Source organism: Microbacterium sp. Se5.02b (assembly GCF_019464375.1).
Lineage (GTDB): Bacteria > Actinomycetota > Actinomycetes > Actinomycetales > Microbacteriaceae > Microbacterium.
In genome coordinates this window covers 2026766-2041529 of record NZ_CP080491.1, presented here as the reverse complement: position 1 = coordinate 2041529, position 14764 = coordinate 2026766, and the positions used below count along the sequence as shown (strand labels likewise).

General features: G+C 67.5%; 11 protein-coding genes, 1 tRNA gene and 2 pseudogenes. 11 read left to right on the top strand and 3 right to left on the bottom strand.

What is annotated here, in order from left to right:
* Nucleotides 1-36 precede the first annotated feature (36 nt).
* Together pyk and K1X59_RS10110 are read left to right on the top strand one after the other, a co-directional pair.
* The gene (gene pyk / locus K1X59_RS10115; RefSeq protein ID WP_183152707.1) at nucleotides 37-1485 is read left to right on the top strand and encodes a pyruvate kinase; all 1449 of its coding nucleotides are present in this window, start codon (nucleotides 37-39) and stop codon (nucleotides 1483-1485) included.
* A gap of 109 nt (nucleotides 1486-1594) precedes the next feature.
* The gene (locus K1X59_RS10110) at nucleotides 1595-2251 is read left to right on the top strand and encodes a triacylglycerol lipase (protein ID WP_183152706.1); all 657 of its coding nucleotides are present in this window, start codon (nucleotides 1595-1597) and stop codon (nucleotides 2249-2251) included.
* A 22-nt stretch (nucleotides 2252-2273) separates the two neighbouring features.
* Here the strand turns inward: K1X59_RS10110 and K1X59_RS10105 are convergent.
* Nucleotides 2274-2356 (bottom strand) — tRNA-Leu (locus tag K1X59_RS10105).
* 101 nt (nucleotides 2357-2457) lie between these two features.
* Here K1X59_RS10105 and K1X59_RS10100 point away from each other — a divergent pair.
* Nucleotides 2458-3078, top strand: coding sequence for an ANTAR domain-containing response regulator (locus K1X59_RS10100; protein ID WP_017202127.1), 621 nt, complete (start codon nucleotides 2458-2460; stop codon nucleotides 3076-3078).
* On the top strand, nucleotides 3078-3656 hold the full coding sequence (locus tag K1X59_RS10095; protein ID WP_183152705.1) for a GNAT family N-acetyltransferase: 579 nt from the start codon (nucleotides 3078-3080) through the stop codon (nucleotides 3654-3656). Before K1X59_RS10100 ends, K1X59_RS10095 begins: the two co-directional genes overlap by 1 nt.
* On the opposite strand, the gene K1X59_RS10090 is transcribed toward K1X59_RS10095, so the two are convergent.
* Nucleotides 3631-4059, bottom strand: coding sequence for a hotdog fold thioesterase (locus tag K1X59_RS10090; protein WP_183152704.1), 429 nt, complete (start codon nucleotides 4057-4059; stop codon nucleotides 3631-3633). The genes K1X59_RS10095 and K1X59_RS10090 overlap by 26 nt on opposite strands.
* A 44-nt stretch (nucleotides 4060-4103) precedes the next feature.
* Between K1X59_RS10090 and polA the strand changes: the two are divergent.
* The 7 genes and pseudogenes from polA to K1X59_RS10055 all read left to right on the top strand — a co-directional run bounded on the left by polA (nucleotide 4104) and on the right by K1X59_RS10055 (nucleotide 13389).
* A pseudogene (gene polA / locus K1X59_RS10085) lies at nucleotides 4104-6735 on the top strand (DNA polymerase I).
* A gap of 40 nt (nucleotides 6736-6775) precedes the next feature.
* Entirely contained in the window at nucleotides 6776-8452 is a 1677-nt protein-coding gene (locus K1X59_RS10080; RefSeq protein ID WP_183152703.1) for a DUF885 domain-containing protein, read from the top strand.
* Between the two features lie 55 nt (nucleotides 8453-8507).
* A complete protein-coding gene (locus K1X59_RS10075) occupies nucleotides 8508-9542 on the top strand; it encodes an LLM class flavin-dependent oxidoreductase (protein ID WP_183152702.1) in 1035 nt (344 codons plus the stop codon).
* Between the two features lie 49 nt (nucleotides 9543-9591).
* Complete coding sequence (locus K1X59_RS10070) at nucleotides 9592-10944, top strand: MFS transporter (RefSeq protein WP_183152701.1); 1353 nt, start codon at nucleotides 9592-9594, stop codon at nucleotides 10942-10944.
* A 65-nt stretch (nucleotides 10945-11009) separates the two neighbouring features.
* Nucleotides 11010-11765, top strand: coding sequence for an SGNH/GDSL hydrolase family protein (locus K1X59_RS10065; protein ID WP_183152700.1), 756 nt, complete (start codon nucleotides 11010-11012; stop codon nucleotides 11763-11765).
* 19 nt (nucleotides 11766-11784) lie between these two features.
* Nucleotides 11785-12529, top strand: a pseudogene (locus tag K1X59_RS10060) (formylglycine-generating enzyme family protein).
* 47 nt (nucleotides 12530-12576) lie between these two features.
* Nucleotides 12577-13389 carry an arginase family protein gene (locus tag K1X59_RS10055; RefSeq protein WP_183152699.1) on the top strand — a complete coding sequence of 271 codons (813 nt, stop codon included), beginning with the start codon at nucleotides 12577-12579 and terminating at the stop codon, nucleotides 13387-13389.
* Between the two features lie 24 nt (nucleotides 13390-13413).
* On the opposite strand, the gene K1X59_RS10050 is transcribed toward K1X59_RS10055, so the two are convergent.
* On the bottom strand, nucleotides 13414-14739 hold the full coding sequence (locus tag K1X59_RS10050; RefSeq protein WP_183152698.1) for a nitrate/nitrite transporter: 1326 nt from the start codon (nucleotides 14737-14739) through the stop codon (nucleotides 13414-13416).
* Between the last annotated feature and the right edge of the window lie 25 nt (nucleotides 14740-14764).

Below are 14764 nucleotides of genomic sequence, written 5' to 3'. Positions count from 1 at the left end.
TGATCTACATCCCCCACTTCTACCCTGGAGCAATCTTTGAGACGCGCGAAAATCGTCGCCACCCTGGGCCCCGCCACCTCCACCTATGAGACGGTGCGTGCACTGATCGATGCGGGGGTGGACGTCGCACGCCTGAACCTCAGCCACGGTGACTACTCCGTGCACGAGAACAACTACGCCAACGTGCGTCGTGCGGCCGAGGATGCCGGCCGTGCCGTCGCGATCCTCGTCGACCTGCAGGGCCCGAAGATCCGCCTCGGCAAGTTCGAGGGCGGACCGTACGAGCTCGCCAAGGGCGACCTCTTCAAGATCACCACCGAGGACATCGTCGGGAACAAGGAGATCTCCGGCACCACATTCAAGGGCCTCCCCAACGATGTGAAGCCGGGCGACTTCCTGCTCATCGACGACGGCAAGGTCCGCGTCGAGGTCGTCGAGACCGACGGCGTCACCGTCACCACCAAGGTGATCGTCGCGGGCGCCGTGTCCAACAACAAGGGCATCAACCTCCCGGGTGTCGCGGTGAACGTGCCTGCTCTGAGCGAGAAGGACGAGGACGACCTGCGCTGGGGGCTCCGTATCGGAGCCGACCTGATCGCGCTGTCCTTCGTGCGGAACGCGGCCGATGTGACCCGCGTGCACGAGATCATGGCCGAAGAAGGCGTCAAGGTCCCCGTCATCGCCAAGGTCGAGAAGCCGCAGGCGGTCGACGCGCTCGAGGAGATCGTGGATGCCTTCGACGCCATCATGGTCGCCCGTGGAGACCTCGGTGTCGAGCTGCCGCTCGAGGCCGTGCCCATCGTGCAGAAGCGCGCCGTCGAACTCGCCCGTCGCAACGCGAAGCCCGTCATCGTCGCGACGCAGATGCTCGAGTCGATGATCAACAGCCCCGTCCCGACGCGCGCCGAGACCTCGGACGTCGCGAACGCCGTGCTCGACGGCGCGGACGCCGTGATGCTGTCCGGCGAGACGAGCGTGGGCGACTACCCGGTCGTGGTCGTCGAGACCATGGCCCGCATCATCGAATCGACCGAGGAGCACGGGCTGGAGCGCATCGCGCCGCTCACGACCAAGCCCCGCACCCAGGGCGGTGCGATCACCCTCGCCGCGCTCGAGGTCGCCGAGTTCGTCGATGCGAAGTTCCTCTGCGTCTTCACGCAGTCGGGCGACTCCGCGCGTCGCCTGTCGCGTCTGCGGTCGCGCATCCCGATGATCGCGTTCACCCCGGAGCCGGGTATCCGTCGTCGTATGGCGCTCACCTGGGGCATCCGCTCGACGCTCGTCGACATGGTGCAGCACACCGACCTGATGTATCACCAGGTCGACGAGTATCTGCTCGGCAACGGACTGGCCGAGGAAGGGGACAAGGTCGTCGTGATCTCGGGTTCCCCTCCCGGGATCATCGGATCGACGAACGACCTTCGCGTGCACAAGGTCGGCGACGCGATCCGCGGTGCAGCACCGATCTACAAGGCCGGCGTCTGACACACGGCATCCAGTGGGGGCGGGACTTCGGTCTCGCCCCCACTGTCGTGCGGCCCGGTAGTTTTACTCTCATGAGCCGAAGCTGTGCGACAGGGCGTGTGTCATCGGCATGCTGAGGAAGGCCGCTTGGTGGATCGCCGACTACGTATACGCGGGCTACTGGCAGCTGCGAGCGACGTTCGACCGCACCGATCCCGCGACTTTCGGATCAGGGAGCCGAGCGAACATCGTCGTGCTCCCCGGAGTGTACGAGACGTGGAAGTTCATGCAGCCCCTCGTGGAGCAGATGCATGCGAGGGGGCACGCCGTCCACATCGTCGACACGCTGCGTCGGAACGAGCGTCCTGTGGCCGACATCGCCGCGGCCGTCGCGGAGTTCGTCGAGCGTCACGACCTCACCGACGTGATCCTCGTCGCGCACAGCAAGGGCGGGCTGGCAGGCAAGCTCGTCATGACCGGGCATGCGGGGGAGCGGGTTCGTTCGATGCTCGCGATCGCGACACCGTTCGGCGGCTCGCGTTACGCGCGGCTGATGCTGTCGCGCACCCTGCGCGCGTTCTCGCCAGAGGATCCCTCGATCGTGGGCATGGCCCGACAGCTCACGGTCAATGAGCGGATCGTGTCGATCTACGCGGCGTTCGATCCCCACATCCCGGAGGGCAGCGAGCTGGCCGGTGCGAAGAACGTGCGACTCGAGACAGGCGGGCACTTCCGGATCCTCGCGCACCCCCGCGTCCTGGCCGAACTCGCTGTGCTCGCGGAGTGATCTCGGGTCGTCGATATCTGTGTGCCGGCGGTGGGACTCGAACCCACACGCCCTTTCGGACAAAGCATTTTGAGTGCTCCGCGTCTGCCATTCCGCCACGCCGGCTCGTGTGTCGCGTCTACGACTTTAGCGCAGGGGGCGGGGTGCGTTCGCCGCCGCCGACGCCCTACGGCTCCCTGACAGGGGCACTCCACTAGGATGGTCATGTGACAGAGCACGAAGAGCAGGCCGAACAGCCCACGTCATCCGCACCCCGACGCGTCGTCGTCGCCGAAGACGAGTCGTTGATCCGTCTCGACATCGTCGAGATCCTCCGCGACAACGGCTTCGATGTCGTCGGCGAGGCTGGTGACGGAGAGACGGCGGTGGCGCTCGCGACCGAGCTGCGGCCCGACCTCGTCATCATGGACGTCAAGATGCCTCAGCTCGACGGCATCAGCGCCGCGGAGAAGCTGCACAAGGGCAACATCGCACCCGTGGTCCTCCTGACGGCGTTCAGCCAGAAGGAGCTCGTCGAGCGCGCGAGCGAGGCGGGCGCCCTGGCATATGTCGTGAAGCCGTTCACGCCGAACGACCTCCTTCCCGCGATCGAGATCGCGCTGGCTCGTCATGAGCAGATCATCACGCTCGAGGCCGAGGTCGCCGACATGGTCGAGCGCTTCGAGACCCGTAAACTCGTCGACCGGGCCAAGGGGCTGCTCAACGAGAAGATGGGTCTGAGCGAGCCCGAGGCGTTCCGCTGGATCCAGAAGGCGTCCATGGACCGTCGCCTGACGATGCAGGACGTCGCCAAGGCGATCATCGAGCAGCTCGCGCCGAAGAAGTAATGGTGGCGGCCGGGGTCCTCCGGCTCGACGCCGAGCACATCCTTCGGCCGGTCCGCCTCGGTGACGGTGCTGCTCTCTCGCGGGCGTATCTCGCGAACCGGGAGCATCTCGCGCCGTGGGAGCCGATCCGCTCCGAGGCGTTCTTCGCCGTCGCCTCGCAGGAGCAGCACGCGCAGCAGTGCGTGGAGGACGCAGCCGCCGGCCGCAGCGTCCGCTTCGTGATCGAGTCGGATGACGGCGAGATCCGCGGGCGGATGAACCTCAACAACATCGTGCGCGGTGCCTTCTGGAGCGCGGATCTCGGCTACTGGATCGATGCGTCACGCCTACGCCGAGGACTGGCGAGTCGGGCGGTAGGAGAGATCGCGGGATATGCGCGGGATGAGCTGCGCCTGCATCGCCTTCAGGCCGCGACGCTGCTGCACAACCTCGGCTCCCAGCGCGTGCTGCTCGGCAACGGCTTCGAGCGCATCGGACTCGCGCCGAAGTACCTGCTGATCGCGGGGGAGTGGCAGGACCACCTGCTGTTCCAGCGGCTGCTCGAGGTGCCGCTCAGCTCCCCGAGGGAAGGTCCTTGATCATGTTCGTGATCCGGATCGTCGAGCACCGACGTCCCTGATCGTCCGTCACCACGATCTCGTGCACCGTGATGCTCCGCCCGAGGTGGACAGGGGTGCACACGCCGGTGACGACTCCCGACGTCGCCGATCGGGTGTGCGTCGCGTTGATGTCGACGCCGACCGCGAGTCGACCTGCGCCCGCATGCAGATTGGCTGCCATCGACCCGAGCGACTCGCCGAGCACCACGTACGCTCCGCCGTGCATGAGGCCCACGGGCTGGGTGTTGCCCTCGACAGGCATCGTCGCCACGCAGCGATCAACGCTGAACTCGACGAACTCCATGCCCATCTTCTCGGCGAGAGCGCCCATTCCGCGGGCCGTGGCCCACTCGAGCCCTTCGCTCGTCGCGACGTCGCTCATGATCCTCCTCAGCGGGTGTCTGTCGTCCTCGTTAGGCTGACAGGGTGACGGACTCCGCAAAGCCTACCCTCATGGTCGTCGACGGCCACTCGCTCGCCTACCGTGCCTTCTTCGCCCTCCCGGTCGAGAACTTCACGACCAAGGACAACCAGCACACGAACGGCATCTACGGTTTCCTGTCGATGCTGGTGAACCTCATCAAGGCCGAGCAGCCGACGCACCTGGCCATCGCCTTCGACACCTCGCGTCACTCGTTCCGCACAGACGAGTACCCGGAGTACAAGGCCACCCGCTCGGAGTCGCCGCAGGAGTTCAAGGGACAGATCCCTCTTCTGCAGGACTGCCTCGCCGCCATGTCGATACCGGTGCTGACGAAAGAGGGGATCGAGGCCGACGACATCCTCGCGACGCTGGCGTCTCAGGGTGCCGAGCAGGGCTTCGAGGTGCTCGTCGTCTCCGGCGACCGCGACACCATCCAACTCGTGAACGACGACGTCACCCTGCTCTATCCGTCGGTGCAGGGCGTCTCCCAGCTCAAGCGCTACGACCCGGCCACGGTGCAGGAGCGCTACGGCGTCCGGCCCGAGCAGTACCCCGACATCGCGGCTCTCGTAGGCGAGACCAGCGACAACCTCCCCGGTGTGCCGAAGGTGGGCGAGAAGACCGCGGTCAAGTGGCTGACGCAGTTCGGCTCCCTCGATGAGCTGATCGCGCGCGCCGACGAGATCAAGGGCGTCGTCGGCGGCAACCTCCGCGACCACATCGACGACGTGCGGCGCAATCGCAAGCTCAACCGCCTGCTCACCGACGTCGAGCTGCCGGTGGGACCCGCCGACCTCGTCGTCACGCCCATCGACGCACAGGCGGTGCGCGACATCTTCGCCCGCCTCGAGTTCCGCACTCTGCTGCCCCGAGTCTTCGAAGCCGTCGGAGCAGGCGAGGTGGCGGACGACCCCGCGTCCGTCGTCGTGCTGCCCACCCCCGTCGAGGTCTCGGAGACAGACCTCGCGACCTGGGCGGCCGCGCAGGACGGCGACGTCGCGATCCGACTCGCGACGCAGGGGTGTGCCAGTGCGCATCGGTGCCGCGACGGCGAGCGAGGTGCGCGAGTCCGCCTGGCCGGATGCTGCGGCCGATGCACTTCGCGGATGGCTCGAGTCCGACGCGCCGAAGGTGCTGCATGACGCGAAGCCGCAGGTGAAGGCGCTGATCCGTCAGGGCATCCGCCTCCGTGGCCTCGCTTATGACACGAGCCTCGCCGGATGGCTGCTGCGCCCGAGCTTCCCCGACAAGACGCTCGCCGACCTGGTCGAGCGCTATCTGGGCGAGAAGCTGCCGGAAGCCGACCCGACGCAGCTCGTTCCCGAGACCGAGGGCGCGACGCCCTCACAGGAGGCGTGGTTCGCCCTCCGGGTCGCGGACGCTCTGCGGGAGGATCTCCCTGAATCAGTCGCCACGGTACTGGTCGACATCGAGCTGCCGACGCTGCTCACCCTCGCCGACATGGAGGTCGCCGGCGTGGCGGTATCCCACGAGGTGCTCTCGACGTTCTCGGGTGAGCTCGCCACGCGCGCCGAGGGGCTCGCGCAGGAGGCGTTCTCGGTCGTCGGACGCGAGTTCAACCTCGGCTCTCCCAAGCAGCTGCAGGAGGTGCTGTTCGAAGACCTCCAGCTGCCGAAGACCCGAAAGACGAAGACCGGCTATTCGACGGACGCCGCCGTGCTCGCGGACCTGCAGGAAAGCCATCCCCATCCGTTCCTGAGCCTGCTGCTGCAGCACCGCGAAGCGACTAAGCTCCGTCAGATCATCGAGTCGCTCGACACGGCCATCGGAGCCGATCACCGGGTGCACACGACCTATGTCCAGACCGGGAGCCAGACAGGGCGGCTGTCCAGCACCGATCCGAACCTGCAGAACATCCCGGTGCGCACCGAGGAGTCCCGCCGCATCCGAAGTGCCTTCGAGGTCGGCGAGGGGTACGAAGCTCTTCTCACGGCCGACTACTCGCAGATCGAGATGCGCATCATGGCGCACCTCTCGGGTGACGAAGGGCTGATCGAGGCGTTCAACAGCGGCGAAGACCTGCATCGCTTCGTCGGCGCGCGCGTGTTCGGCGTCGACCCGAGCGAGGTCACACCCGCGATGCGCACCAAGGTCAAGGCGATGTCGTACGGCCTGGTCTACGGGCTGTCGGCATTCGGGCTGTCGAAGCAGCTGCGCATCGAGCAGTCCGAGGCCAAACAGCTGATGGTGGAGTACTTCGCGAGGTTCGGTGCCGTCCGCGACTACCTCCGCGCGTCTGTCATGAAGGCCAAGGAGGTCGGGTACACCGAGACCATCTTCGGCCGCCGTCGGCCGTTCCCCGACCTCGCGAGTCCCAACCGCGTGCTGCGCGAGAACGCCGAACGTGCCGCTCTCAACGCCCCGATCCAAGGCAGTGCGGCCGACATCATGAAGATCGCGCTGCTGCACATCCATGACGACCTGCACACGGAGGGTCTCGCTTCTCGGGTTCTGCTCCAGATCCACGACGAACTCGTGGTCGAAGTCGCCCCGGGGGAGTGGGATGCCACCGAGCGCATCGTCCGGGCCCGGATGGGTGATGCCGCCGAACTGTCGGTGCCGCTCGACGTGCAGGTCGGGCGCGGACGCGACTGGAACGAGGCCGCGCACTAGGCACCGGTGCGGCGAGGGGTCGGGGATTAGGCTGAAGGGTATGACTTCAGCTCCCCGCACTCCCTCCGCCATCGACGCCGTCGCCGATGAATGGGTCGACACGATCGCGGTTCTGGCGCCCACGCTCGGCACCTACATCGGTCGCGACGAGGTCAACGATCGGTTCGGCGACCTCAGCCCCGCCGGTCACGACGAGATCGCAGCGGCGACCCGAGCGACTCTCGACAAACTGTCGGCGCTCGAACCGACCGACGCCATCGACGAGGTCACGAAGACCGATCTGAGCTCTGAGCTCCGTCTGGATCTGGAGTTCCACGACGCGAAGTGGCATCTGCGCGACCTCAACGTGATCGCTTCGGCACCGCAGGATGTCCGCTCCGCGTTCGACCTCATGCCGACAGCGACCGTCGACGACTGGGACGTGATCGCCACGCGCCTCGCGGCCGTTCCCGCGGCGCTTCGGGGGTACGTCGAGACGCTCCGCACCGGCATCGCCGAGGGCATCACTCCTGCCCGCCGTCAGGTCACAGAGGTCGCGCTCCAGATCGACCGCTACACCGCGGACGACGGTTTCTTCGCGGCTTTCGTCGCGCACGCCGACCCCGACGAGGGTCAGCTTCCCGCGTCCCTCGCCCGGACACTGGCAGACAATTCCGCGGCCGCACGGGTCGCCTACGACGAACTGCGTCGGTTCCTCGCTGAGGAGCTGGCTCCCGTCGCCGGCGAGGTCGATGCGGTGGGGCGCGAGCTCTACGCCTTGAACTCCCGCCGATTCCTGGGGGCGACGATCGACCTCGACGAGACCTACGAATGGGGGCGCGAGGAGCTCGATCGCATGGTGGCGGAGCAGACCGCGATCGCGAACGAGATCCTACCTGGCGCGTCTGTGGAAGAAGCGGTCGCCCACCTGGAGGCCGATCCTTCGCGCAAGCTCGTCGGCACCGACGCGCTCCAGAAATGGATGCAGGAGACCAGCGATCGGGCAGTGGCCGAACTCGCCGCCTCGCATTTCGACATTCCGGAGGCGATCCGCACCATCGAGTGCATGATCGCCCCGACTCAGGAGGGCGGGATCTACTACACGGGTCCGACCGACGATTTCTCACGCCCCGGCCGGATGTGGTGGTCGGTCCCAGAGGGCGTGACGGAGTTCGATACATGGCGGGAGTTGACGACCGTCTATCACGAGGGCGTACCGGGACACCACCTGCAGATCGCTCAGGCCGTGTACAACCGGGCCGAGCTCAACTCCTGGCGTCGACTGCTCGCCGGCACGTCGGGTCACGCCGAGGGCTGGGCGCTCTACGCCGAGCGTCTGATGGAGCAGCTCGGGTACCTCGATGATTCGGCTGACCGCCTCGGCATGCTCGACGGTCAGCGGATGCGCGCCGCCAGAGTGGTGCTCGACATCGGTGTGCACCTCGGCAAGCCCCGCCTCGATGGCACCGGCGTGTGGGATGCCGAGTACGCGCTCGAGTTCATGCGCCGCAATGTCAACATGTCGGATCAGTTCGTCCAGTTCGAGGTCAACCGCTACCTCGGCTGGCCCGGTCAGGCGCCGTCGTACAAGGTCGGTCAGCGCATCTGGGAGCAGGTGCGCGATGGGGTGCGTGCCGCCGAGGGCGAGGCGTTCTCGTTCAAGGCGTTCCACACGCGCGCGCTGGACATGGGCGGCGTGGGGCTCGACACCCTCCGCACCGCGTTGCTCCCACGCTGAGGGGAATGCGCGGCGTACCCCCGGTGTTCATTCACCTGAATAGGAAAGGGATGACATGAGCATCGAGTTCGGGCTGGACACCTTCGGCGACATCACCCGCGATGCGGACGGGGAGCTTCTCACCGGAGCTCAGACCATCCGCAACATCGTGGCACAGGCGGAACTGGCCGACACCGTCGGCGTGGACTTCTTCGGCGTGGGGGAGCACCACCGCACCGAGTTCGCTGTCTCCGCTCCGGAGATGGTGCTCGCGGCGATCGCGGCGCGAACCGAGCACATCCGGCTCGGAACCGCGGTGACCGTCTTGTCGTCGGACGATCCGGTGCGCGTGTTCGAGCGCTTCTCGACGCTCGATGCGCTCTCGAACGGACGGGCGGAGGTCGTGCTCGGTCGCGGCTCCTTCATCGAGTCGTTCCCGTTGTTCGGCTACGACCTCCGCGACTACGATGCGCTCTTCGAGCAGAAGCTCGAGCTCTTCGTCGAGTTGCTCAAGGAAGAACCCGTCACGTGGTCCGGCACGATGCGCGCGCCTCTCGAGAACGCGAACGTCTTCCCCAAGACCGAGAAGGGACTGCGCACGTGGGTCGGTGTCGGCGGGAGCCCTGAGTCCGTCGTGCGCGTGGCTCGTCATGGTCTCGGATTGATGCTCGCGATCATCGGCGGGCCGGCTCATCGGTTCAAGCCGTTCGTCGACCTCTATCACCGTTCGGTCTCGTCCTTCGGAACGACCTCGCATCCGGTCTCCGTGCACTCGCCGGGGCACATCGCCGCGACGGACGACGAGGCGTGGGAAGCCGCGTACTCGGGCTTCGAGGCGATGAACAACACGATCGGGCGGGAACGCGGCTGGCCCGCGTACAGTCGGGCGCGGTTCCAGAACGACGTGGGACCGGAGGGCGCCATCTACGCGGGCTCTCCGGAGCGGGTCGCGACGAAGATCGCCGATACGATCACGACGCTCGGGCTGGGGCGCTTCGATCTGAAGTACGCCACCGGAACCCTGTCGCACGAGTCGATGATGCGCAGCATCGAGCTGTACGGCACGGAGGTCATCCCGCGCGTTCGGAAGATCCTCGCCGACCGGGCCTGACGCGTCATCCGACGCAGGGCGGTATCGGCACGGCTCTACGATGAAGAGCATGGCCAACACCGCCCTGCCGAGTCGATCTTCGCTCGCCGAGCGCCTGGACGTCCTGCCTTTCACGCGTCGACACCTCCGTCTGCTCACCGGTTCTGGGCTCGGCTGGGCGCTGGATGCGATGGACGTCGGGCTCATCTCGTTCATCCTCGCGGCGCTGACGCAGCAATGGGGTCTGACCAAGGGGGAAGCCGGCTGGATCGCGTCCGTCGGGTTCCTCGGCATGGCGATCGGAGCCACCCTCGGCGGACTCCTCGCTGACCGCTTCGGGCGCCGGCAGGTGTTCGCGATCACCTTGCTCGTATACGGCATCGCGACCGGTGCGAGCGCCCTCGTCGGGGGCCTCGCCATGCTCCTGCTGCTGAGGTTCTTCGTCGGTCTGGGGCTGGGTGCGGAGCTCCCGGTCGCGTCGACGTATGTCAGCGAGTTCGCTCCTTCGCGCATCCGCGGGCGGTTGATCGTGATCCTCGAGGCCTTCTGGGCGCTCGGGTGGACAGCGGCTGCGGTGATCGGATTCCTCGTCATCCCGGCGTCCGACGACGGCTGGCGTTGGGCCTTCGCGCTCGGGGCGATCCCTGCCGTCTATGCGATGTTCGTGCGGTGGGGTATGCCGGAGTCGCCGCGATGGCTCGCCTCTCGGGGACGTATCGCCGAAGCCGACCGCATCGTGTCGGCCTTCGAAGCGGATGCGGGCGCTGTGTCCGGCCCCGCGATCCGGAAGGAACCCGCGTCGCGGACCATCGCCGCCACGACCAGAGCGCGCCTGGCCACGCTGTGGAATCCGGAGTTCCGGGTGCGGACGCTGTGCCTGTGGGTGGTGTGGCTCGGGGTGAACTTCGCGTACTACGGGGCGTTCATCTGGATCCCCAGCATCCTCGTCGACGCCGGCTTCGATCTGGTCACGTCGTTCGGATACACACTCATCATCACTCTCGCGCAGTTGCCGGGCTATGCTGTCGCGGCGTGGCTGATCGAAGTGTGGGGAAGGCGGCTGACGCTCTCCCTCTTCCTGGTCGGGTCTGCCGTGTCGGCGGTGTTCTTCGGTACCGCCGACACCGAAGGGGCGATCATCGCGGCAGGAATGGCGCTGTCGTTCTTCAACCTCGGCGCCTGGGGCGCGCTCTATGCCGTGACACCGGAGATCTATCCCACATCGTTGCGCGGGACAGGGGCGGGATGGGCGGCCGGCGTGGGCAGGATCGCCTCGATCATCGCGCCCCTCTCCGTCCCCGTCATGCTGGTCGCCGGCGGAGCGCCCCTCCTCTTCGCCGTGTTCGGGCTCTGCTTCGTCGGCGCGGCGGCCGCGGCGTGGGGCCTGGTCGACCGCGGCGGCGTCGCGCTCGACGATCGCTGAACCGCAGCCTCGTGTGCACGCTTCTGAGACGATCTCCCCGCCACCAGCAGCAATAGGCTGGGACGATGGCAGATGTACGCTTCGTGGCGATCGGCGATTCGTTCACCGAGGGAGTCGGTGACGTCCTCCCGAATGGACAGGAGCGCGGCTGGGCCGACATCGCGGCTCAAGGCTGGGCCGATGCGGCCGGGCACGGAATCCAGTACGCGAACCTCGCGATCCGCGGCAAGCTCGCCTGGCCCATCGTCGAGGAGCAACTCGAACCCGCACTCGCGCTACGCCCCACGCATCTCTCCTTCAACGGCGGCGGCAACGACATGCTCCGACCGCGCACCGATGTCGAGCACATCGCCGACGCCTTCAGCCGCGTTCTGCGACGCTGCGACGAAGAGGGCGTGACCATGATCCTCCTCTCCGGCGCCAACCCGAGCGGTCAGCTCCCGATGGGAAACCTCGTGCAGCGCAGGGGCGACCTCCTCTCTGACGCCGTGCTGCGCCGGATCGAGGACCGTCCTGACGTCGTTCGCGCTCTCAACTGGCCCGACCACGAGCTGTCCCGAGGGGCGTACTGGGCGGATGACCGCCTGCACATGAACGCGGCGGGCCATCACCGTGTGGCGGCGCGTGTGCTGCACGCCCTCGGTTTCGAGCCCCCAGAGACATGGTGGGCGCCGAGTGATCGTCTCGACGGAGGACCCTCAGGACTCGCGTACTACCGCGAGTTCGTCGGGCCGTGGGTGCGACGTCGTGTGACGCGGACGTCGTCAGGCGATGGCCGGTCGGCGAAGTACCCCACCTGGGTAGACCGAGTGCCCTCATGAGCGACACCACCGGGTCCGTATGACCGACTTCGAGCTCGCACGCATCCCGGCAGGGACGATCACACTCCGTGATGCGCGCCGGGGCGAGCAGCGCGACGTGATCCTGGAGTCGTTCGAGATCGGCGTGTACCCGGTCACCGAAGAACAGCTCGCAGAGGTTCTCGGCGTGCCGGCTCGTCATCCGCGTCGCCCGGCTGCCGACCTCAGCTGGCTGCGTGCCGTGCATCTGAGCAATGCCCTGTCGGAGTGGGAGGGGCTCGATCCGGTCTACCGGTTCGACGGCGAGGAAGTGAGCTGGGACACGACAGCCGAGGGCTATCGCCTCCCCACCGAAGCGGAGTGGGAGTTCGCGTGTCGCGCAGGCTCGACAGGCCCGCACTACGCGCCCCTCGCGGATGCGGCCTGGACGGGAGCGGACGGAGTGTCGTCCCCTCAGGACATCGGCGGCAAACTGCCGAACCTCCACGGACTCTTCGATACGCTCGGCAACGTCTGGGAGTGGTGCTGGGACCTCCTGGATCCCGCTCGCTACGACGACTACCGCGTGTTCCGCGGAGGGGGTTCGCCGATGACGCGTGGAGCGTCCGGGCGTCGGTTCGTCGCGGGGAGCGCCCCGCATGCACCATGAAGACGTCGGGATCCGGCTCGCCCGTGGAGCCTTCGACACCCCGGGCGAGGCGCAGGGCTGGTCGGCGCGCGCCGATCGGGAGCGCGCCGTGCAGGAGGGTCCGCTGCCCTCCGGGTGGACGCCGCGCCGTCGCTGACCAGCCGCGTTTTGGACGAGGTGGCCCTCGAATGCCAGGCTGGAGAGATGTCCGATTCGTACTCGCTCATCATCTCTCAAGGCCGCGTCGCCGACCGTACCGACGGTGCTCTCGTCGGTGCGCGTCGAGTCGGTGACGCGGTCTCCTCGCTGCTCGGTCTGGAACCCGAGGTCATCGGCAGCCCGGAGCCCAGCAGAGTCGATGACTGGTCGACCGCGCTCCCGGAGGCACAGGAGACGTTGACCGGTCTCCGCCGCGCGGTGCGTGAGGCGATCCGCGCAGGCGCGACGCCCCTGATGATCACGAACACCTGCGCGGCGAGTCTGGGCACGCTGCCGACCGTCGCGGAGCAGCACCCCGATGCCGTCGTGCTGTGGATCGATGCCCATGGCGACTTCAACACGCCGGCGACCACGGAATCGGGCTACCTCGGCGGCATGGTTCTCGCCGCCGCCTGTGGACTCTGGGACAGCGGGCACGGTGCGGGGCTCGACCCGACCAAGGTGGTCGTCGTCGGCGGTCGCGACATCGAGACCGCGGAGGCCGAGCTGCTGGTTGGTGCGGGCGTCACGGTCCTCGCGCCGGAGGACAGCACCCCGGAACGCGTCCTCGAGCTCATCGCCGGGCGTCCGGTCTGGATCCATGTCGACTGGGACGTGCTCGAGCCCGGCTACATCCCCGCGGCCTATCGCGTGGGTGGCGGACTCCTCCCGCACGACATCGCTGCGATCTTCGCCGCCGTGCCGCAGGGCTCGGTCCGTGGGGTGGAACTGGCTGAGTTCGAGGCCGGGGATGCCGAGGTCCCAGAGCGGGTGAGCGTCGAACTGATCGTCGAGACGCTGCAGCACCTGCTCCGCTGACAGCGCGCTGCGCGGGCTCGGCCCTCAGCGTCGACGCTCGGGGTCCAGGCCCATGCGGATGCGGGTGCGCTTGCGTTCGACAAGGATGAAGAACGTCCCGACGATCCAGAGCGGGATCGGCATGAGGAAAGCGACCCGGAACGCGTCGAGCGTGTAGGTCTCTGGAGTGCCGGCGCCCTGCAGGTCGAGGGCGAGTCCGATCAGGAAGATGGCGATGAGGGCCGCGATGAAGCCGCCGGCATTCGTCACGCCGGTCGCGGTGCTCAATCGGTGGCTGGGATTGTGGGTTCTGGCGTGATCGAACGCGATCATCGAGGCAGGACCACCGGTCGCGAGCGCGATCGCGAGGACGTACAGCAGCCAGATCGGCGCGGGGGTGGGGAACGCGACCACGACGATCCAGGCCGTCATCTGCACTCCGACGGCGGGGAGGACCAGTGCGAGGGAGCGGTAGTTCGGCAGCCTCCGAGAAAGGTCGCCGATGACCGGCCCCAGAAGCATGCCGGCAACGACATATACGGAGATGATGCCCGCGGCATGGGCGGTGTCGAGCCCCTCTGCCGCAGTGAGGAAGGGCATCCCCCACAGCAGCACGAATGCGGTTCCGGCGAATGGCGTGGTGAAGTGCGACCAGAACGCCAGACGTGTGCCCGGGTGCGCCCACGCTGCGCGGATGCCCACACCCGTGTCGATCGCCGAGGTGACGACGCGGACGACACCGGTGTCCGTGTTCACGGTGAGATCGGCGCCGCGTTCGGCCGGGTGATTGCGGATGACCAGCGCGACGAGGATGGTGAACAGGACGCCGAGCCCGGCGATGCTCCCGAACGTGATGGTCCACGATGTCGCGTGCAGGAGTGCCGCGAGCGGAACGAGCGCGATCAACTGCCCGCCCTGGCCGATGATGCCGGTGAACTGCACCATGAGCGGCCCGCGCTGCGCGGGGAACCAGGTCGCGACGAGACGCAGCACGGCGGGGAAGATCGCCGCATCCCCGGCGCCGAGGAGCACACGAGCGAAGATCGCGATCCCGATGCCGGGGGAGAGGGCCATCGTCAACTGCCCAGCGGCCATGAGCAGCATGCCGATGGTCATGATCGGACGGGAGCCGAAACGGTCGAGGAGCACTCCGACCGGGATCTGCATGCCGCCATAGACGGCGAGCTGCACCACGGCGAACAGCGCCAGCGTGGACGCGTCGGCGTGGAACCGGTCGGCCGCTTCCACGCCGACGGCACCGAGCGAGGTCCGGTTGGTGATCGCGAGCACGTATGCCGCGACGCCGACCGACCAGATCACCCATGCGCGCCATCCCGGAATCGAGGCGGGGGAGCGGGAGACCTGCGGCACGTCTCAACGCTACTCCTGCGAAAGA

What these genes read in the sequence shown, in the direction of transcription:
- K1X59_RS10065 (WP_183152700.1), top strand. Translation starts at nt 11,010, where the DNA reads ATGGCAGATGTACGCTTCGTGGCGATCGGCGATTCGTTCACCGAGGGA.
- K1X59_RS10080 (WP_183152703.1), top strand. Translation starts at nt 6,776, where the DNA reads ATGACTTCAGCTCCCCGCACTCCCTCCGCCATCGACGCCGTCGCCGAT.
- K1X59_RS10095 (WP_183152705.1), top strand. Translation starts at nt 3,078, where the DNA reads ATGGTGGCGGCCGGGGTCCTCCGGCTCGACGCCGAGCACATCCTTCGG.
- K1X59_RS10055 (WP_183152699.1), top strand. Translation starts at nt 12,577, where the DNA reads ATGTCCGATTCGTACTCGCTCATCATCTCTCAAGGCCGCGTCGCCGAC.
- K1X59_RS10090 (WP_183152704.1), bottom strand. Translation starts at nt 4,059, where the DNA reads ATGAGCGACGTCGCGACGAGCGAAGGGCTCGAGTGGGCCACGGCCCGC.
- K1X59_RS10070 (WP_183152701.1), top strand. Translation starts at nt 9,592, where the DNA reads ATGGCCAACACCGCCCTGCCGAGTCGATCTTCGCTCGCCGAGCGCCTG.
- K1X59_RS10110 (WP_183152706.1), top strand. Translation starts at nt 1,595, where the DNA reads ATGCTGAGGAAGGCCGCTTGGTGGATCGCCGACTACGTATACGCGGGC.
- K1X59_RS10075 (WP_183152702.1), top strand. Translation starts at nt 8,508, where the DNA reads ATGAGCATCGAGTTCGGGCTGGACACCTTCGGCGACATCACCCGCGAT.